16 protein-coding genes are annotated in these 21,429 nt (G+C 35.4%); 7 read left to right on the forward strand and 9 right to left on the reverse strand.

The features are described from left to right. The first annotated feature begins 255 nt into the window (after positions 1-255). Positions 256-2,421 (forward strand): ribonuclease R, encoded by a 2,166-nt coding sequence (gene rnr, locus BZG02_RS11735; protein ID WP_101261625.1) that lies wholly within the window; start codon positions 256-258, stop codon positions 2,419-2,421. Positions 2,422-2,609: 188 nt separating this feature from the next. Next, on the forward strand, positions 2,610-3,962 hold the full coding sequence (locus tag BZG02_RS11740) for a sigma-54-dependent transcriptional regulator (RefSeq protein WP_101261626.1): 1,353 nt from the start codon (positions 2,610-2,612) through the stop codon (positions 3,960-3,962). Between the two features lie 8 nt (positions 3,963-3,970). Here the strand turns inward: BZG02_RS11740 and BZG02_RS11745 are convergent, their stop codons facing one another. Further along, positions 3,971-6,514: a response regulator gene (locus BZG02_RS11745; protein WP_101261627.1), complete on the reverse strand. Its 2,544-nt coding sequence runs from the start codon at positions 6,512-6,514 to the stop codon at positions 3,971-3,973. A gap of 338 nt (positions 6,515-6,852) precedes the next feature. Between BZG02_RS11745 and BZG02_RS11750 the strand changes: the two genes are divergently transcribed. Together BZG02_RS11750 and BZG02_RS11755 are read left to right on the forward strand one after the other, a co-directional pair. Then, positions 6,853-7,716, forward strand: coding sequence for a Cbp1 family collagen-binding glycoprotein adhesin (locus tag BZG02_RS11750; RefSeq protein ID WP_101261628.1), 864 nt, complete (start codon positions 6,853-6,855; stop codon positions 7,714-7,716). Between the two features lie 168 nt (positions 7,717-7,884). Further along, positions 7,885-8,271, forward strand: a complete 387-nt coding sequence (locus BZG02_RS11755; RefSeq protein ID WP_101261629.1) for a hypothetical protein — start codon at positions 7,885-7,887, stop codon at positions 8,269-8,271. A gap of 25 nt (positions 8,272-8,296) precedes the next feature. On the opposite strand, the gene BZG02_RS11760 is transcribed toward BZG02_RS11755, so the two are convergent. The 4 genes from BZG02_RS11760 to BZG02_RS20825 all read right to left on the reverse strand — a co-directional run bounded on the left by BZG02_RS11760 (position 8,297) and on the right by BZG02_RS20825 (position 13,411). Beyond that, complete coding sequence (locus BZG02_RS11760; protein WP_101261630.1) at positions 8,297-8,908, reverse strand: lipoprotein signal peptidase; 612 nt, start codon at positions 8,906-8,908, stop codon at positions 8,297-8,299. A 117-nt stretch (positions 8,909-9,025) separates the two neighbouring features. After that, the gene (locus tag BZG02_RS11765; RefSeq protein WP_101261631.1) at positions 9,026-9,400 is read right to left on the reverse strand and encodes a TraR/DksA family transcriptional regulator; all 375 of its coding nucleotides are present in this window, start codon (positions 9,398-9,400) and stop codon (positions 9,026-9,028) included. Positions 9,401-9,435: 35 nt separating this feature from the next. Then, positions 9,436-12,876: an isoleucine--tRNA ligase gene (gene ileS / locus BZG02_RS11770; protein ID WP_101261632.1), complete on the reverse strand. Its 3,441-nt coding sequence runs from the start codon at positions 12,874-12,876 to the stop codon at positions 9,436-9,438. A gap of 319 nt (positions 12,877-13,195) precedes the next feature. Further along, the gene (locus BZG02_RS20825) at positions 13,196-13,411 is read right to left on the reverse strand and encodes a hypothetical protein (RefSeq protein WP_180335704.1); all 216 of its coding nucleotides are present in this window, start codon (positions 13,409-13,411) and stop codon (positions 13,196-13,198) included. A 168-nt stretch (positions 13,412-13,579) separates the two neighbouring features. Between BZG02_RS20825 and BZG02_RS11775 the strand changes: the two genes are divergently transcribed. Together BZG02_RS11775 and BZG02_RS11780 are read left to right on the forward strand one after the other, a co-directional pair. After that, positions 13,580-13,990 (forward strand): OsmC family protein, encoded by a 411-nt coding sequence (locus BZG02_RS11775; RefSeq protein WP_101261633.1) that lies wholly within the window; start codon positions 13,580-13,582, stop codon positions 13,988-13,990. Between the two features lie 208 nt (positions 13,991-14,198). Then, complete coding sequence (locus BZG02_RS11780; protein WP_101261634.1) at positions 14,199-15,206, forward strand: NAD-dependent epimerase/dehydratase family protein; 1,008 nt, start codon at positions 14,199-14,201, stop codon at positions 15,204-15,206. Positions 15,207-15,514: 308 nt separating this feature from the next. On the opposite strand, the gene BZG02_RS11785 is transcribed toward BZG02_RS11780, so the two are convergent. The 4 genes from BZG02_RS11785 to gldA form a co-directional block, all read right to left on the reverse strand. Then, positions 15,515-15,931 carry a DM13 domain-containing protein gene (locus tag BZG02_RS11785; protein ID WP_101261635.1) on the reverse strand — a complete coding sequence of 139 codons (417 nt, stop codon included), beginning with the start codon at positions 15,929-15,931 and terminating at the stop codon, positions 15,515-15,517. Positions 15,932-16,043: 112 nt separating this feature from the next. Beyond that, the gene (locus BZG02_RS11790) at positions 16,044-16,358 is read right to left on the reverse strand and encodes a hypothetical protein (protein WP_101261636.1); all 315 of its coding nucleotides are present in this window, start codon (positions 16,356-16,358) and stop codon (positions 16,044-16,046) included. A gap of 474 nt (positions 16,359-16,832) precedes the next feature. Next, entirely contained in the window at positions 16,833-18,089 is a 1,257-nt protein-coding gene (metK, locus tag BZG02_RS11800; protein WP_101261638.1) for a methionine adenosyltransferase, read from the reverse strand. 331 nt (positions 18,090-18,420) lie between these two features. After that, positions 18,421-19,320, reverse strand: a complete 900-nt coding sequence (gldA, locus tag BZG02_RS11805) for a gliding motility-associated ABC transporter ATP-binding subunit GldA (protein ID WP_101261639.1) — start codon at positions 19,318-19,320, stop codon at positions 18,421-18,423. Between the two features lie 132 nt (positions 19,321-19,452). On the opposite strand from gldA, the gene ispG reads away from it, so the two are divergent. Next, a complete protein-coding gene (gene ispG / locus BZG02_RS11810) occupies positions 19,453-21,405 on the forward strand; it encodes a (E)-4-hydroxy-3-methylbut-2-enyl-diphosphate synthase (RefSeq protein WP_101261640.1) in 1,953 nt (650 codons plus the stop codon). The last annotated feature ends 24 nt before the right edge of the window (positions 21,406-21,429 follow it).

The raw sequence follows: 21,429 nt of genomic DNA on the forward strand, positions 1-21,429 counted from the left end.
ACTGTCATCAGTAAGAAAACCAAAAAAAACATTCACATCCTCTTTGAATGTAAAGGAAAATCAACAAAGGAATAACAACAAGAATAATATAGAAATGGTCCAAACCTGGATAGTATAAATGCAGTTCATAAACTGATAAGAAAATCATAAAAATGGAATCGTACTTAAAGCACAATAAATACATTTTTTATTCTTACTTTAAACTATAAATCTGCTACGGGATCAATTCTATTGTAGAATTACAAAATTTAAAAAATGTCAAAAAAAAATAAAAAAGAACATAGAAAAGGAGGGCAACAACTTAATCGCCAGACTTTATCAAAACTAATAGATGGGATATTTGCACAAAACCCAACTAAAACACTCAATTACAAACAAATTTCAAGCGAATTAGGAATAAAAGACATGGGTACTAAACAGCTCGTAGTCGGAATTCTTTGCGATTTGGTTGATTTAGAGGTATTGAGTGAAATTTCAACCGGAAAATACAAACTAAAATCGAAAATGGGCAACATTACCGGTAAGGTGGATATGACTGCCCGAGGATCTGCCTTTATTGTTTCAGAAGAAATTGAAGAAGATGTTTTTGTATCTCAAGGCAATTTAAATCGTGCTTTGCATGGCGATATTGTGAAAGTATCCTTGTATGCACGTAAAAAAAGCAAACAACCCGAAGGAGAAGTGGTTGAAATCATCAAGAGAAAGAAAACCACATTTGTGGGAATTGTTGATGTTTCTAAGAACTACGCATTCTTGGTTTCTTCCGGAAAACAAATGCCTTACGATATCTTTATTCCACTACCAAAGCTAAATGGCGCTCAAAACGGCGATAAGGCAATTGCACAAATCACTGAATGGCCAAAAAAATCGAAGAATCCAGTTGGTCAAATTACAACTGTTTTAGGAAAACCCGGCGAAAACAATACCGAAATGCATGCCATTCTTGCGGAGTTCGACCTACCACATATTTTCCCTGAAAATGTAAATGTAGCAGCCGAGGATATTTCGGAAGAAATTACCAAAGAAGAAATTGCGCTTCGTAGAGATTTTAGAGATGCAACTACCTTTACTATCGATCCGCACGATGCGAAAGATTTCGATGATGCTTTATCCATAAAAATGCTTGAGAATGGCAATTGGGAAATTGGTGTTCACATTGCAGATGTTACCCATTACGTAAGAAAAGGAAGTATTATTGAACAGGAGGCTTTCGACAGAGCAACCTCTGTTTATTTGGTAGATAGAGTAGTTCCAATGTTACCAGAGCGTTTGTCGAACGGAATTTGCTCCTTGCGCCCTAATGAGGAAAAATTAACTTTTTCTGCCGTTTTCGAGATGGATGAAAATGCAGATATTATTAATACTTGGATTGGGAAAACCGTTATTAATTCGAACCGACGATTTACCTACGAAGAAGCACAGGATATTATTGAAACCGGAAAAGGAGATTTTAGTGAGGAAGTTCTTGAATTAGATAAACTTGCTAAGCTACTTCGTAAAAGAAGGTTCAAAAAAGGAGCTATTGATTTTGATCGTTTCGAGGTAAAATTTGAAATTGACGAAACAGGAAAACCAACCCGCGTGTATTTTAAAGAATCGAAAGACTCAAACAAATTAATTGAGGAATTTATGCTTTTGGCCAACAGACGGGTGGCTGAAGTTATTGGACGTGTTCCAAAAGGAAAAACTGCAAAAACTTTTATTTACAGAACTCACGATCAGCCAAATCCTGAAAAGCTAAATACCTTTAACCAATTTATTCAAAAATTCGGATACAGTCTTAAAACTAGCAGTGCCAGTGCAATTTCTACCTCATTAAATACATTACTGCACGATGTAAAAGGGGAAAGTATTCAAAATTTAGTAGAAACTTTAGCGATTCGCTCCATGGCAAAAGCCGAGTACTCTACCATAAATATTGGTCACTACGGTTTGCATTTCGATTATTACTCTCACTTCACCTCGCCAATTAGAAGGTATCCCGATATGATGGCTCACCGATTGTTAGAGAAATACTTCTCGGGAGCTAAGTCGGTGAACAAAGAAAAATACGAAGAATACTGCCAACATTGTAGTGAAATGGAGCAAAAAGCTGCAAATGCAGAACGAGCATCTATAAAATACAAACAGGTGGAATTCATGCAAGAACATCTCGGACAAGAATTTATTGGAACAATTTCAGGAGTTACCGAATGGGGTTTTTACGTAGAATTGGATGAAAATAAATGCGAAGGAATGGTTTCCATTCGTGAGCTGGAAGATGATTTCTACGAATTCGACGAGGACAACTACTGCATTGTAGGTCGCAATCATCGTAAAATTTATCAGTTAGGAGATAAGGTTGAAATTTTAGTTGCCAAAGCCAATTTAGTTGCCAAACAATTAGATTTTGTGTTAGCCGATTCTGAGAAAAAAAAATAATTTAGAATTCAAATATAAACTAAGGTCGGACTTCTTTTTTTTGAAATCCGACCTTTTCTATTGTTAATCACACCAACTAGGTACAATATCTTAATAAATCATAAAATAAGAGGCATCATTTCATTCGTCCACTCTTTTTATGTAATTTTGATTGAGACCAATATACATTAACAAAGGTAAGGTTCCGCATGAAGAAGATTTTAATTATTGATGATGACCCAACGATATGCCTGATGCTTCAGGGCTTACTAAAGCGTAAAAACTTTGATGCCGATACAGTGTTTTCTGCTGGAGAAGCATTAAAAAGATTGGAAAACAATCAATTTAACCTGGTATTAAGCGATTTTCGCTTACCCGATTTTGATGGCTTGGAACTTCTTCAGAGAATTAAAGCCATGCATCCGCAAGTTCCTGTAATTATTATGACTTCGTATGCAGATATTAGAACTGCGGTGAATGCAATTAAAATGGGAGCATTCGAATACGTAACCAAACCTCTTAATCCCGACGAGATTCTTTTATTAATCAACTCTGCTCTTGCAAAATCGGAAACTCCGAAGGATTCTAAAAATCCGAAAGAAAAAAAGAACAAGGAAGAAGTTGATTTTGTGCGTGGTAACAGTTCCAATTCCTTACAAATAGATCAATATATTAAATTGGTAGCACCTACCGATATGTCTGTAATTATTGAAGGAGAAAGTGGAACCGGAAAAGAAATTGCAGCCCGACGAATTCACTTTGATAGCAAAAGAAAGAAAAAAGCTTTTATAGCTGTTGACTGTGGTGCATTATCTACCGATTTAGCTGGAAGCGAACTGTTCGGACACATTAAAGGCTCTTTTACCGGAGCTATCAACGATAAAGAAGGTCAGTTTGAAGCAGCACAAGGTGGCACCTTATTTCTGGATGAAATAGGAAACCTATCCTACGAAATTCAGGTAAAGCTTTTAAGAGCCTTACAAGAACGTAAAGTGAGACGAATTGGTAGCAATAAAGATATTGATGTAGATGTTCGTATTGTTGTAGCAACCAACGAAGACTTATCTGTTTCTGTAAATAATGGTGAATTTAGAGAAGACCTTTACCATCGTTTAAACGAATTTAAAATTACGGTTCCAGCCTTGCGAAACCGCATTGAAGATATCGAACTATTCTCGAATTACTTTCTTGAACTTTCTAATAATGAACTAAATAAAGATATCGCTGAATTTAGCACCGAAGTTTTGGAAAAATTCAAATCGTATTCGTGGCCAGGTAATTTAAGAGAGCTTAGAAATGTTGTAAGAAGATCCGTTTTGCTAAGTCCTGACAATAAAGTAGAACTTATTAGTTTACCTAACGAAATATTAAATGATAGTGCCAATAGTGGTTTTATTGTAGAAGGTTCCAACCTTAAATTAATTCAGGCAGCAAACGAAAAGGAGTTGATCATGTCAACACTTCGAAAAGTAAACTATAACAAATCGAAAGCTGCACGCTTGCTTAATATCGACCGAAAAACTTTATACAATAAAATTAAACAATACAACATAGACATTTAATAGGTAGCCTACACAACAATTTCACTTTGTATGGATGCAATAACGGTATTTGTATTCGTGGTAAGTGCTTCAATCAATTCTCCTAACTCTTTGTCGTTAAGATTAATATTTTCTTTTTTATGAAGAAGGCCTTCCAATTTGGTTAAAATAGGAACTACACTTATCACTCGAAGTTGCTGAAAGGACGAGAGCATTTTATGTGCGATTTCGCCAATTGCTAAATAGTTTTTACTCCTTAATGCTGTATTCATGCGCTCTACATTCTCCTTTGCAGAGATAATAAACTGCTCCAAAATTTGGTTTACTAATTCCTGATCATCCAAAGTAAATTGCTTAATCTGCGATAAATCAAAAAGATCATCCAAATAAATCTTGTCAGAACTAATTGATGCGGGACTCTGTTGTTCGGTCTCGCAAAATAAGTCATGTAACATAGCCAATAAAACAGTTTCATCGAATGGCTTTACCAAACACTCCGTCATTCCCGACTCTATGTATTTTTTCAGATCAGCTTCTCTCACATTTGCCGTTAAAGCAATAATTGGAATTTCAGACTTTTTACTTTCCTCCATCTTTCTAATATTCTCACAAAGCTCTATCCCTCCCATTTCGGGCATATGAATATCCGTAAGAAGTAGATCGTAACTTTTTTGTTGAATTAATTCCAATGCTTTAGAACCATCCTCCACAAAATCAGCCCTTAATCCCCAACTCGCAAAAATAGTTTTTAATAGTAACAAACTGTAGGGATCGTCATCGGCGGCCAAAAACGATTTTTGCCTTAAATAATCGGGAATTGAAAGCTCTTTTAGTTCACTATTTTCGGTAGCAATCTCTTTCGATTCCAATAAGGGAATTCGCAAAGTAAAACAAGAACCTTCTCCTATCTCACTCTCCACAAACAAATCGCCACCCAACAATCGCGATAATCTTCGGCTAATTGCCAAGCCCAATCCCGTTCCACCATATTTTCTTGCCGAAAACGAATCTGCCTGACTAAAATCTTCAAAAATAGCATCTAATTTACTCTCCTCAATCCCAATTCCTGTATCAATTACATTCACTTCAAAAACAAAATAATTATCCATTTTAATAAGCGATGCTTTAATCGTAACAGCACCCTTTGAAGTAAACTTTATAGCATTACTCCCTAAATTCAATAAAATTTGTTTAATTCGAAACGGATCACTTTCTAAATGAATTAAAGAATCCCCATCGTACTCCCAGGTAAAATCAATTTCTTTATTTTCCGTATTCACTTTCAGAACATCGTAAACATCAAAAACAAGTGAATGCGGGTGAAACGCTATATTTTCAATATGCAGTTTTCCTGCTTCTATTTTCGATAAATCAAGAATTTCATTTACCAATCCTAACAAATGTTTCGACGAATTTTTAAGAACCCTTACGAATCCTTTTTGTTGTTCTTCCAATTTTGTTTTATTTAGCTGATTGGTAAAACCAATAATCGCATTCAGAGGAGTTCGAATTTCGTGACTCATTATGGCCAAAAAATCTTCCTTCACTTTCGCCAATTTTTCCGCATTTCCTTTCGCAACAATTAATTCCTTTCTATAAAAATTACTTTTAGTGATATCAGTAAGAATAAAAATTATAAACAAGATCCCTAAAATAAATCCTACAATAATTATTACAGAAATAACAAAAATGGAATTACTTGCAATATTTTTTGCGCTTTCCGATTCATGAGTTAGTTGCTGTAACCTTTCTGTTTCAAGTTGGCGCAAAAGCACCTTTATCTTATCCCACATCAACGAATTTTCCTCCACCAACCGCAACTCTTCATTCGAAACAATCTCTCTGTTCAATCTTTCTTTCGCCTGAGCAACCAATAACATATTTTCAAGACTTCTCAATAAACTATCCGTTTGTGGCAAATAACTAGTATCGACCTGAACACGGGTGCGTTGAATAACTGTTTCAATAGAATCTATTTTTGTCTCGCTCTTTTTGCCACTAAAAAGTCTAGCTACAAATCCTTTCTTCTTTGTTTCTTTTACCTCAGTAGGAGTAACCAAAGTATCTAAAGTAGTGGTAGTAGTAGTTGTCGTTTTAATTTTAGTTTTTGCAGCTCCAGAAACCTCACTAAGCTGATCCATTGCTATTTGGGAAAGGTTTTCCTTTTCTTTTGACCGTTTTAATTCAACAAATTTCTCTAATTTATCGGCACGTTCCTCCAACAAATAGTTCATTGAATCAATTAAAAAAAAAGATTTACTACTAGTAGCACTATAATATCTAAGTGAATCCAAATCGCTTTGAATCTCTATAATATTTTCGGCATAATTAGCCAAATATTGTTCCTTTTTGGTTAATGAATAAATTCTGATTTTATTTTCGGCTTCCGACAAATTCGTTAAAATCCGATTCATTCGGGCAATTTCGGCATCTGGTTTTGATAGAAATACAACTGAATCAAGAAGTTTATTATACGACTGATAAGCAATAAGTACCGAAGCAATTATAGCCAGAAATACAAATATGTACCCCGAAACTACTTTTATCTTTATATTACTTCTATTCTCAGTCACCAGCTATATTTATAAGTTCTATCTGTTCCACATTACATTTATAAATCAATAAGATAAAGTTAGTAAGAATTTTTTTAGTCATTAGCTCTGGTTGTTGAAATCTAGTTTTTATACACATGGGGATTTTATACACAAAAAATGGGGAAATATTCCCCAAGCTTAATTTGGCAACTTTTCAACAAATCTATCCTGCTAAATCACAACAATAAAATTTACTGCTGATAATCTTACACTTAGCATATCTCAGTTAAGAAAAAATGAGGAAATAAAATCTTGGCATGATATTCACATATATAGGAGAAACAAGATTGTGAAACCAAATCTCTAAAAATTAATTTATGAAACGTATTCTTATAGCATTGCTGATTGTTCCTTTATTTTTTTCTTGTAATCAGAAAGAATTAAAACAATTAAGAGAGCAAAATCAGCAACTAACTGTAATGGCTCAAGAAAAAGATTCTTCTATTAATGAATTTGTTGAATCCTTAAATTCAATTGAAGAAAACCTTGAAATAATAAAGCAAAAAGAAAATATTATTGCAGTTAACTCCGAGAATCCAAGTCAATCTCAAAAGCAAAAAATTGCAAGCGATCTATCTTCCATTAATAATTTATTGGAACAAAATAAATTGAAAATAGAAGAATTAGATAAAAAACTAAATAACAGCTGGTACCAAAACTCAAAACTACGCAAGTTAACCGATCGTTTAAAAACAGAATTAGAAGCTAAAGAAGGCGAAGTAATTGTTTTAAACGAAAAGGTAGCAAAACTGAATATTGAAGTAGAAAACCTGAATGGACAAGTTAGCGAGTTAAGTGGAACCGTAGTAGCTTTGAATACTGAAAACGAAAACAAAGCGAAAAAAATAGAAAACAAAACAAACGAACTGAATACAGCTTTCTATGCATTCGGAACTAGCAAAGAATTGCAGGATAAAAATATTATCAGCAAAGACGGTGGATTTATCGGAATAGGAAAAACTGCCGTTCTAAACAAAGATTTTGATACAAGTGAATTTGAAAAAATTGATATCACCAAAGTTACTACTATTCCTGTTATCGGGAAGAAGATTAGTATTGTAACCAATCATCCAAGTAGCTCTTATAAGGTTGAGGGAGTCGAAACAGTTGAAGGTATTACAATTCTTGATCCAGTTGAATTCTGGAAGTCTTCAAAGTATTTGGTAATCGCGGTAAGATAATCAATACATGGTTGAGTTTTAAGGTTGTCCAAGAAAGGCTGTCAGGAGTGGCGGCCTTTCTTATGCGTTCTATTTTGTAAGCAATATTTCTAAAGATACAACTGTTTTGATTGTTACTTAGTTTTTGTATTTTAGTATCTTAATTTGATTTAAATAAAGATAACAATCATGAAAGAAGCATACCAAATCAATAAGATTTATTCTATAATCCTAATATTAGCTGGATTAATCGGAATTACAGCAAGATACTTTGAAGTAGGTGATTGGCAATTTACAGCCTTAATTCCTGCTTTTTTTGGCCTTGTATTATTCTTTTGCACCACAGGAATTCAAAACGAGAATGCTGTAATTGGACATGTTGCTGCACTACTAACAAGTCTTTTAATTATTATGTCGGTGGTAATGCTTTCGAAAGGCATTTTAGGCGATGCCGGATGGAGCCGAAAGCAATGGATATTCCTAATTGTAATTGTGGGTGGAATATGGAGTTTACGCAGTCAGATAGTGTATTTTAAAACACAACGAAAAAGAAAAGCCTCAAAAAACAAGAGCTAAAAAAAAGCCCTAATGGGCTTTTTCTTTATTTGTGTTCTTTTATAAAGTATTTTCTCTGAAACAGTAAAATGAATGATACTCCGATGGTTATGTAGGAATCGGCAATATTAAACACCGGACGAAAGAAAATATAATGTTCTCCTCCCCACATCGGAATCCATTCTGGAAATCTTCCTTCTATAATTGGAAAGTAAAGCATATCTACCACTTTGCCATGTAAAAAGGAGGCATATCCACCAGCATCTGGCATAAAAGTAGCAACCTGATAGTAACTATCATTAAAAATCAAGCCGTAAAAAGCACTATCGATAATATTTCCCATTGCTCCAGCAAATATTAAAGCGATAGAAATTATTAATCCCAAAGGAGCTTTCTTAGTAGCAATATCGTATAGATACCAACCAATACCACAAACAGCAAAAATTCGAAACAAGCTTAAAAGAATTTTTCCCCACTCGCCTTCCAGTTCCATTCCGAAGGCCATTCCATTGTTTTCAATGAAATGAATCAAAAACCAGTCTCCAAATACCGAAAACTCTTCTCCCAACATCATATGGGTTTTGATCCAAATTTTTACTACCTGATCCAATATCAGAAGTACCACAATAAGTGCTATCGATTTTTTAAATAAAGACATATTGACTAATTAATCGTTAACTGCAAATCTATTTCAAATAACTAAAACCCTTGCTTGTAAACAAAAATGATTGGAAGAATATTCTTCCAATCATTAAGATATATTCAAGAAAAGATCTTACTGTTTGTTTTTAGCCTCGATACTTAAAGTGGCGTGAGGAACAGCACGAAGCCTTTCCTTGGCAATTAAATTACCAGTCTCGCGACAAATACCATAGGTTTTATTCTCAATGCGAATCAAAGCTACTTCCAAATGAGAAATAAACTTAGACTGACGTTCAGCTAAACGCCCTGCTTCTTCTTTCGATAATACAGAAGCCCCTTCTTCCAATACTTTAAAAGTAGGCGAAGTATCTTCGGTATCATTTCCAGAACTATTCGAGATCACTGCTTTTAAAGTCAAGTAATCTTTTCTCGCTTTTTCAAGTTTTGCATTAATCAATTCTTTGAATTCCTGCAACTCTTCGTCTGTATATCGCTTCTTTTCTGTCATTGTTTCTATTTTTTTTAAAGATAACAAAAAATCGATTATTCACTAACTTTTTCAATCTTAATAAAGCTCTCTACACCTTGCTCAATCTCTACTGCTTTAGCTTCATTAGCTGCTAATTTCTCTACTAATTCGATACTAACAGCTAAAGTTTGACTCCCAATATATTCTTTATGAGTAAGTACCGCTTCATTAATAGAATCATGCATCATAATTTGAAGCTTAATTTTATCGGTTACTTCAAAATCACTATCCTTTCTTAAATTCTGAATTCTATTGATAAACTCTCGTGCAATACCTTCTTTACGTAATTCATCGGTTATGTTTACGTCCATTGCAACAGTAAGTTTTCCTTCATTGGCAACTAACCAACCTGGAATATCTTCCGAAACAATTTCAACATCTTCGGGAGTCAAGCTGATATTTTGGTCGTTTACCACAATGGTATAACTACCCTCTTTCTCGAAAGTAACAATATCTTCTTGATTCATTTTACCTATTACAGCAGCAATTTGTTTCATTATCTTTCCATGCTTAGGCCCTAAGGTCTTAAAGTTAGGTTTGATATTTTTCACTAGAACGCCTGTTGTATCTGTAATAAATTCCATTTCCTTCACATTAATTTCGGAAAGAACAATGTGTTTAATTGCCTCTAACTGAGGAATCATAGAATCGTCAAGAATAGGAATAATAATCTTACTTAATGGCTGACGCACACGTATTTTCACTTTTCGACGCAATCCCAGGGACATGGACGAAATTTTTTGTGCCATATCCATTCTTTCTTCCAAGGCAATATCAATTACTTCTGCTTCGTATTTTGGAAAATTCACCAAATGAACCGATTCTTCGGTAAAACGACCAGTAACTGAATTCAAATCTTTAAACAATTGATCCATATAGAAAGGAGCAATTGGAGAAGCCAAAATAGAAATGGTTTCTAAACATCTGTATAGCGTTTGGTAAGCAGAAATCTTATCCGTAGAATATTCTCCGCCCCAATATCTTTTACGACACAAACGAACGTACCAATTCGATAGATTTTCATTTACAAAATTCTGAATAGCACGACCAGCACGAGTTGGTTCGTAAGCTTCGTAACACTCTTCTACTTCTTTAATTAATGAATTTAAAAGAGAAAGAATCCAACGATCTATTTCAGGACGGTCTTCCATTGCAACATCAGCTTCCGAATAGGTAAATTGATCGATGTTAGCATATAATTGGAAGAAACTATAGGTATTATAGAGAGTACCGAAGAATTTACGACGAACTTCTTCAACGCCACCTAAATCAAATTTTAAATTATCCCAAGGCTGTGCATTGGTAATCATATACCAACGTAAAGGATCCGAACCATATTTTTCTATGGTAGTAAATGGATCCACTGCATTACCAAGACGTTTCGACATCTTGTTTCCAGAAGCATCCAATACCAAACCGTTAGAGATAATATTTTCGAAAGCTACCCCATCGAAACACATGGTTGCAATAGCGTGCAGTGTAAAGAACCATCCGCGAGTTTGATCCACACCTTCAGCAATAAACTGAGCTGGGAACAATTTGTCGAAATTCTCTTTATTTTCGAATGGATAATGTTGTTGTGCATATGGCATTGCTCCTGAATCGAACCAAACATCGATCAAATCGAGTTCACGAACCAATTTTTGACCAGTTTCACTCACCAAAATTAAACCATCTACGTAAGGACGGTGCAAGTCGAATTTCTGGTAATTTTCTTTACTATTATCGCCTTCCACGTAATCAGCAAGAATATTTTCGGTCATGAAACCCGCTTTGATTGATTTTTCAATCTCAGCTTTTAATTCGGCTACAGAACCAATACACTTAATTTCAGCGCGATCCTCACTCACCCAAATTGGAAGTGGTGTTCCCCAATAACGAGAACGGGAAAGGTTCCAATCTTGTAAATTCTCCAACCATTTTCCGAACCTTCCCTCACCAGTTGATTTAGGTTTCCAGTTAATGGTTTTATTTAGTTCGATCATACGATCGCGAACTTTTGTTGTTTCGATGAACCAAGAATCCAAAGGATAGTAAAGAATTGGTTTATCGGTTCTCCAGCAATGAGGATAGTTGTGGACGTGTTTCTCCACTTTAAAAGCCAAGCTATCTTTCTTCAAAGCAACTGCAATATCAATATCCAAAGTTGCGTCGTTCTCGGTTAAAGTAGTATCGTAAGCGTTTTTCACAAAACGACCAGCATACTCTTTATAAGCCTCAACATTCACATATTCTTTAACAAATTCCTCGCTTAAATCTTCAATTTTAAAGAATTTACCGGTACGATCAACCATTGGTTGCATTTTACCTTCTTTATCGCGAAGAATTAGTGGAGAAATTCCTGCCACTTTAGCAACCCGATCATCATCTGCACCAAAAGTTGGAGCAATATGAACGATACCAGTACCATCTTCAGTGGTAACAAAATCGCCAAGAATAACGCGGAAAGCATCCCCTTCTGGTTTTACTAAAGGCATTATTGGTTCGTAACGTAAACCTTCCAACTCAGTTCCTACGTGTTCCGAAAGTTTCTTAAAAGTTAAGCGTTTGCCACCAACTTCATATTCTCCCAATTCAAGTCCTTCGTATTTTTTATCGAAGAAATTATAGAACAAGTTTTTAGCCAACATCACGACACAAGGAATTCCTGTATAGGGATTAAAAGTTCGAACACGAACGTATTCTATTTTTGGTCCAACCGCTAAAGCCGTATTCGAAGGCAATGTCCAAGGAGTAGTTGTCCAAGCAATAAAGTAAGCATCGCAATCGATACCTTCATAAATAAATTCGCTTTTAGCATCGCGAGCCACTTTAAACATACCAACTGCAGTAGTATCTTTCACATCTTTATAGCAACCAGGTTGGTTTAACTCGTGAGTTGATAAACCAGTACCTGCAGCAGGAGAAAACGGTTGGATGGTATATCCTTTGTAAAGCAAATCTTTCTCGAATAGTTGCTTTAACAACCACCAAAGCGTTTCGATATAACGGTTATCGTAAGTAATATATGGTTCTTCCATATTTACCCAATATCCCATTTTAGTGGTCAAATCTTCCCACTCGCGAGTATATTTCATTACATTGGTACGACAAGCCAGGTTGTATTCGTCAACCGAGATTTTTGTACCAATATCTTCTTTTGTAATTCCTAATTCTTTCTCAACACCAAGTTCTACTGGTAAACCATGAGTATCCCAACCTGCTTTTCGGTTTACTTGAAATCCTTTTAATGTTTTATATCTACAAACAATATCTTTAAGAGCACGAGCCATAACATGGTGAATACCCGGCATTCCATTTGCAGAAGGTGGTCCTTCGTAAAAAACAAAAGTTGGATTGCCCTCACGAGTCTCCAAACTCTTCTCAAATGTGTTATTCTCGTTCCAATCTTTTAGAATATCCTTGTTGACCTGTGATAGATCAAGATTCTTGTACTCTGGGAATTTAGTGCTCATTTATAGTAATATTTATCTTGAATTCGTAACCGCCAATTTGCATTTGTAGTAATCAATATATAACTAAGTCAGCTACTGATTAACAAGTTTCTATCGGCAATATTCCGACTAAAATTATCTTAACTGTTCTAAAAAGTTTACAAATATAGAAAAAATACAAGAATTGATGGTTATAGTGTTTGCAGAATCAAGGGACTAAGCTCTATTTAATCGGGCATGAATAGTTCCCAATTTTAGGATTTTGCAGATTGCTTCTAATTCGAAATAATTAAATGTATTTAGGTTTTAATTTGAAAGAAATCCATAGGCGTTTAAAACGCTATTTTATAAATGTAAGTTTCTGTTTAATCTTATCTAAAAATTTATATCTTTTATCCAAAAGAAGCAAAACGCTTACAATTACACCTACAATTATATTTTTCTCAATTTTAACCCAATCATAAATCCAAAATTCGATAGCTGTTGTAACAATCACAAAAATCATAGAAAAAATTAGTACGAATATGATATTTTCTTTTGTATTATTCACTTTCACATTATGTTAGTTTAACTAGATATATAACAGCTTGATTAAAAAAGAGGGTGACAAAGTAATCCTATAATTTCACAAATAACCTCATCGTGCTGTTTGTAATTTTAATGGTAAAGCGTAAATTCACAAAACAAAATATACATTGATACCTTCATTAAACACAAAAACAGCATGACAACCATCAAATCGAAATACCTAGGCGATTTACGAACAGAGTGTATTCATTTACAATCGGGAGCAAAAATTTTTACAGATGCCCCAACTGACAATCAGGGGAAAGGGGAAGCATTTTCGCCAACCGATTTATTAGCAACATCCTTAGGTTCGTGCATTATGACCATTATGGGAATTGTTGCTCGCGACAATAATATTGATATTACGGGAACCGAACTCGATATCACAAAAATTATGGCAAGTGATCCAAGAAGAGTAGCAGAAGTAATCGTAGAATTTAACTTTCCGGATAAAAATTATACTGCAGAAGAAAAACAAATTATTGAAAGTGTAGCAGGAACCAGCCCTGTACCATTAAGCGTTCATTCACAAATGACACAATCCATTAAACTAAACTGGAAGAGATAAAAGAAAATCAGAACGCAAAGGCGCGCATAGGTACAAAGCTATATTCCCTTAAATTGTGGCTTAGAGGACTTGCGTTACAACATTTATTAACACATTGAATAAAAGAAAAACAAGCTAAGGCACAAGGGGCAAAAATAAATTCCCTTCATTGCCTCTTAGCGGCTTTGCGTTTCAACTCACATTCACTCATTAAGATATTCACTAAAGCATGATTTTAGTTACCGGCGGAACAGGTCTTGTAGGCTCGCATTTATTATTTGATTTACTTTCGAAAGGCAATAAAGTTCGTGCGCTGAAAAGAAAAAGCAGCAATACCGAATTGGTGAGAACTACTTTCGCATTTTACAGCCAAAATGCCGATGAACTATTCGAAGCAATTGAATGGTTCGATGGAGATATGTTAGATCCTTTCTCGTTGGAAGATGCTTTAGTTGGAATGAAAGATGTGTACCATTGTGCTGCTTTGGTATCTTTTAAGAAAGAAGATGGGAAAAATTTGCAAGATATTAATGTAGAAGGAACCTACAATATAGTAAATGCTTGTTTAGATGCCAACATTCGGAAATTTTGCATGGTGAGTTCTATTGCTGCCTTGGGTTCGCCCGAGGAAGGAGCAAATACCGTTAGTGAGAAAACACCTTGGATTCCCGAAGAAAAAAGATCGAACTATTCGAGCAGTAAGTTTAAATCGGAATTGGAAGTTTGGAGAGGCATAGAGGAAGGATTGAATGCCGTAATTGTGAATCCATCTATTATTTTGGGTCCTGGACAATGGGATAAGGGAAGTTCGTTACTATTTAAAACGGTTACCAAAGGATTAAAGTACTACACCAAAGGAATTACGGGTTATGTTGATGTTCGTGATGTGAGCCGTTCGATGATAGAATTAATGAGCAGCGAAATTAGAAATGAGCGTTTTATTCTGAACAGCGAAAACTGCACTTTCGAATTCGTTTTTAAAACTATTGCTAAAAATTTAGGTCTGCCCGGCCCCACAAAATATGCAAGCAGAAAAATGACCGAAATTGCTTGGCGATTGGCTTACCTAAAAAAAGTATTTCTGTTTCGTTCGGCAGGTTTCACAAAAGAAAATGCAAGATCTGCTCATCATATAAAACACTACAACAACCAGAAAATAAAAGAAGCTTTGGGTTTTGAGTTTATTCCTGTTGAGAAAAGTTTTGAGGATACGCTGAGGCATTATCCTATTAAATAAAAAAGATAAATTAAAAACCCATATAACCAGAAGAGTTCAAATAGTTACATCGATCGAGGATTAACAATTACAAATTTAGTACAATTACCATTCCCAAAACACCTGCTTAGCTCGCATATAATGATTAATAGTACTTATCCTTAGTTTTGTCTGGTTCCTGATTTTTGTTGGAATTTCAAATGGAGCCTACCATTTGTTAGTCCATTTTTACAAATCTTCTAAAAAGCATAATCACACCAAATTATAAGAACTAAAAAAAGCCAGATCAACTGATCTGACTTTACTGTTTTTAATTGTATTCACTAAATTTATGGTAACACGGCATGTCCGAAGCTTACTTTAAAGTCGACACACCAAACAATTACATATTTTAAACTTTCTAAATCGGTTCCTGTAGGAATACTGTACTGATAATCTCCTTCGAGACCTTTCAAATCGCCTAAAGAAACGTAGGTTTTTGCTGTTAAATCGGTTGCTAAATAAAGTTCTAACAGAGGACCATCGTCCGATTTAAAATTAGTTAAAGATAGTGTTGTTCCATCTTCGCTAATACTTGCTGTACCCGATGTTGGATGCGCATCGGAAACAAAATTAGATGTAGTTCCTTCTTCCTCCATCATTTCTTCTGATTTTTTCGGAAGTTCATCCATTTCCTCTAACCTATCTCCACTACTTGAACAGGCTGTAAACAAAAGTAGTGCTATATATAAATACCAATTTTTCATTTTAAAAACTTAAAGTAAATCATCTAATTAAGCTGTCTTCTTCAGTAAAAGATCTCAAGGTCTTAATTTAATGATTATCGCCGAACTTTACAAGTATTAGTTTGGTATTGTACTATTTACTGGCTCCCAATAGTTGAATTATCTCCCTAAGCATTTTATTTTCCCGTTGCAATTCATCCAATTGAGGATCGATAGGATTATTAATATTTATTTCATCAGCTAAAACTTTAAAAAAATTCAATTGCAGTGCTTCACAAACTTCCCAAAGGCGATCGATTTGCATGCTTGGTCGTTTTAGAATATGATACATTGAGTTTAAACCAATGTTCATTTTTTGCGCCAGTTCGGGAGCGTTTAATCCTTGTCGTTTCATTTCGAAACTAATAAGTTCATTAATAGCAACTGAGTTTTTAATTTTTCGTCTCATAATGATTCTTTTATAATTAGCTTGGCAACACATTATTCTTGTTGTGAGAGTAATAAAGCTAACAATAATTAGCGGTGATTGCTATATTTTAGTATCCAATTATTATTTGTAGGTGCTAAAATGTTACTTGAGATAACAAGAATATTATTTGCAGGTGTTTGAATTTTAATTGAAGGTGTTTACTTATTATTTGAAATGTTTAGATTCTTATTATTTGGTACTATTTTATTAAGCTTTTAGGATACATTACCATTTATTTAAAAAATAATTATAAAATGGGGAGTGAAAATGTTTTGTGCCATGTTAAAACTGGGGATTGGGTTAGGGATTGTAGTGGAAAGCCCGCAAGGAGGAACGACTGAGGACTTGGAATGGAAAGCCCGCCACGCAGGGGAACCCCAGAATGAATTTTTATGGAAAAAAGAAAAGCCATTCCAGATAAATGGAATGGCCTTGTATTTGTTTTTAGTCGAATTATAGCTTGAAAGCTTCTTTCACTTTCTCGATATAATCTAGTTTTTCCCAAGTAAACAGCTCTACCTCAAGCTCAACACCATCGAAATACGGAGATTCGAATTTTTTTACTACGGTACGAGGGGTGCGCCCCATGTGGCCATAAGCTGCTGTTTCTTCGTAAATTGGATTCCGCAATTTTAAACGTTGCTCGATGGCGGCAGGACGAAGATCGAATAATTCGGTAATTTTCTCGGCAATTTGTCCATCGCTAATGCTTAAGTTCGATTTGCCATAAGTATTTACAAAAATACCTACTGGTTCGGCAACACCAATTGCATACGAAAGTTGTACCAATAGTTCCTCGGCCACGCCTGCAGCAACTAAATTTTTGGCAATATGACGAGCGGCATAAGCTGCGGAACGATCTACTTTCGATGGATCTTTTCCTGAAAATGCTCCTCCACCATGGGCGCCTTTTCCGCCGTATGTATCTACAATTATTTTACGACCAGTAAGGCCTGTATCGCCGTGAGGTCCGCCAATTACGAATTTTCCTGTTGGATTTACGTGCAAAATAAAATCCTCGTCGAACATTGCTTGAACGCGCTCTGGTAATTGTTTAATTACCCGTGGAATTAAGATATTACGAACGTCTTTCTTAATTTTTGCAAGCATTAACTCATCGTTAGGGCCAAAATCATCGTGCTGGGTAGAAACTACGATGGTATGTACTCTTTCGATAGTATCATCGTCGGCATACTGAATGGTAACCTGCGATTTTGAATCGGGACGAAGGTAGGTCATTTCTCTTCCTTCGCGGCGAATAGCTGCCAATTCAATTAGCAAACGATGCGAAAGTTCGAGTGCCAAAGGCATGTAATCGTCTGTTTCTTTGCAAGCATAACCGAACATCATTCCCTGATCGCCGGCACCCTGTGTCATTGGGTCTTCCCGATCGACACCGCGATTAATATCGGCCGATTGTTCGTGAATTGCCGATAATACACCACATGATGTACCATCGAACTGGTAGGCACTTTTGGTATAACCAATACGGTTTATTACCTCGCGAGCCACCTCTTGCGTATCGATATAGGTTAAGGTTTTTACTTCGCCGGCAAGAAATACCTGTCCGGTAGTAACTAAGGTTTCACAAGCAACTTTCGAATTAGGGTCGAAAGCTAAAAACTTATCTAATAAAGCATCTGAAATTTGATCAGCGACTTTATCTGGATGTCCTTCAGAAACTGATTCTGATGTGAATAAATATCCCATAATATTTTAATAAAATTAGTTGTGATGTCGGGCTTAGGAATTGAATTCCTAAAATCGACAAGCAATGTTGTTTAAAATCATTAACTAAATAATGATGTACACGATACGGGAAAGTAATGGTTGGTTGTCTATATGCAGAAAAGCACATAGTTCACCATTTAGCATTTTTTTCCGTGGTTGCAAGCAGCCAAATCTTTCCACTTAATTCGGTGCAAAGGAAAGTATTATTTCGGAAAGAAACAAAACTAAAGTCTTGCTTTTGCAACATTTAATCAATTACAGCACTTGAAAAACAAGGACTTCCGCGCCAATAAAGAGCTGTTAGTCTTAATTAAACAGTGAGTTCGTGAAAAATGTCTTCTAAATTTTGGGCTTTGGATTTCATCTCTAAAATCACCAGATTTTTTGCAACGGCAAATTCGAAGATACTTTTTCGGATGTCCTTTTTCGAAACAAAGGTAAATCGTTTACTACCAAGCTCAATCAATTGAACCACATCATTAAGTTGCTGTAATAGTTCGATAGAAACTTCGGATGCAAACTCTACTTCGACCATTGGAGACGATTTCACGGCGCTAAGGAAATCGATCTTTCGATCGGCTGCTAATTTCCCTTTATTTACAATAAGAACTCGCTGGCAACAAGCTTCCACTTCCTGCATAATATGAGTCGATAGCATCACCGTTTTTTCCCTGCCGATATTTATAATCAATTTTCTAATTTCTAATAATTGATTCGGGTCCAATCCTGTGGTTGGCTCATCCAATATTAATACTTTCGGGTCATGAATTAACGCCTGAGCAATTCCAACTCGTTGTCGATATCCTTTCGAAAGGGAAGCAATTTTTTTATTCTGTTCGTCCCCTAATCCTGTAAGGTCAATTATTTCGGCAATTCGTTTTGCCTTCCTATTTCCTAATTTATAAATAGATGCAACATGATTAAGGTATTCTTTCACATACATCTCCAAATACAATGGATTGTGCTCGGGCAGATAACCAATTTGTTTTCTAATTTCGAGAGAATCCTTACTAACATCTAGTGCGTTTACCTCTACTAAACCCGAAGTTTGTGGAATATAACCAGTAATAATTTTCATCATAGTTGATTTTCCTGCTCCATTTGGGCCTAAAAATCCTACAATTTCGCCTTGATTGATTTCAAAACTCAAATTATCCAAGGCTTTCTGTTTTCCGTATATCTTACTTACTTCCTGAACTTTGATCGACATTGAAATGTATTTTTAACTAGTAATCTGAGGCTGAATTTAATCATTCTTCTGCTCTTTTTAATGGAAACTGATAATTCGTAATTAATAATTCATAATTAGCTACCTTTGTATATCAATATTAAAACCTAAACAATGAGTTTCTCGAAACAACCACTTTTTTGCAAAGATCTGTTTAACTACTCTCGCCGCATATCATCAGAATCAACAATTGGAAATACAGCACTGGGTGGCAGCAACCCAATTCGAATTCAATCGATGACCAACACCGATACTAATAATATTACTGCTAGTGTTGAACAATCGATTCGAATGATAGAATCGGGAGCAGAGTATGTTCGATTAACTACTCAAGGAACAAAAGAGGCCGAAAACCTAAAATTTATAAAAGAAGAATTGGTAAAAAGAGGATATAATACTCCTTTGGTTGCTGATATTCATTTTAATCCTGCCGCAGCATTAATAGCTGCCAAATATGTAGATAAAGTTCGAATCAATCCAGGAAATTTTGTTGATAAACGAGCCGATTTCAACGGTACCGATTACGGAGACTTAAAATATCAGGAAGATCTGGAAAAAATAAAAGATAAATTTATTCCTCTGCTTCGGGTTTGTAAGGAACACAATACGGCTATTCGAATTGGGACCAATCATGGCTCTTTATCCGATAGAATTATGAGCAGATATGGCGACACACCGCGCGGAATGATTGAAGCCACTTTAGAATTCCTTCGAATTTGTAAGGAGCAAAATTTTCCGAATGTTACTATCTCGATAAAATCGAGCAATACGGTAATGATGGTGAAAACCGTTCGTTTGCTGGTTTGTGAAATGGAAAATGAGAACATGCATTATCCGCTGCACCTAGGCGTAACCGAAGCCGGCGAAGGGGAAGATGGCAGAATAAAATCGGCTGTTGGTACTGGAGCTTTACTAAATGATGGCATTGGCGATACGGTTCGAATATCCTTAACCGAAGATCCAGAAATAGAATCACCAGTAGGAAAAAAACTAGTTGATTACCTTACTGAGAAAGTTGGTCATGCTCCCATTCTTCCGGTAGAAAATGTTGCTGTCAATCTTTTTGATTTTTACAAAAGATCTACATCACTAATTGAAAATATTGGAAGCCAAAAAGTTCCTGTAGTGGTAACAGATGCCAGTCACGAAAAATACATTACCACCGATTTACCCGTAAAAGCTGGTTATATTTTAAATGAAGACAGTTTAGAATGGGAAAAAGGCAAGTTAGCCAGCGATTATTTATTTGTAAATGGTTTCGATGCTATTTTTGCTGATTATCCGAAAGAATTAGGCATAATCGTAGATCAGGAATGTTGGGAAATGGCAAATAATTTTGCCGAAAATACCTATCCACTGTTTCAGTCCAAAACATTTATGAACGCAAACCTAGCTCCTTTTCACAGCAATATCTTTTTTGTGGAGTGTAGCTATTCCGATTTATCGGATGAATTCATTCAAAAAATCACCAATAATCCGAAGGTCGTTTTAGTTTGTTCATCAACGCATCAAAATGCCTTTGCAGAACAGAGAGCCTTTGCCTATCAAATGATTCAAAGCAAATGTAAAGCACCCATAATTTTTAAAAGAGCATTTCAGGAATCAAATCTGGAGGCTATTCATTTAAAAGCCGCTGCTGATTTAGGAAGTTTATTTTTTGATGGATTTGGCAATGGAATTTGGCTTGATAATTTAGGAAGTATCTCTCATAAGGAGATCAATTCTACAGCATTTGGAATTTTACAAGCTGCAAGAGTGAGAACCAGTAAAACCGAATTTGTCTCCTGTCCTGGTTGTGGCAGAACTCTTTTTCAGCTACAAGATGTAGTTGCAGAAGTAAAAAAGAACTTTTCGCACTTAACTCATCTAAAAATAGGGGTTATGGGTTGTATTGTTAATGGTCCGGGTGAAATGGGCGACGTAGACTATGGTTACGTAGGCGCTGGTCCAGGAAAAGTATCTTTATACAAAAGACGTGAATTAATGAAAAAAAATATTCCGAGTAAAGATGCCATTCACGAACTAACCGAGATCATTAAAGCCCATGGAGACTGGATTCATAAATAATCCATTTTAAACTTTTTTTTATCT

The sequence above is a fragment of the Labilibaculum filiforme genome (assembly GCF_002843315.1).
Classification (GTDB): Bacteria; Bacteroidota; Bacteroidia; order Bacteroidales; family Marinifilaceae; genus Labilibaculum; species Labilibaculum filiforme.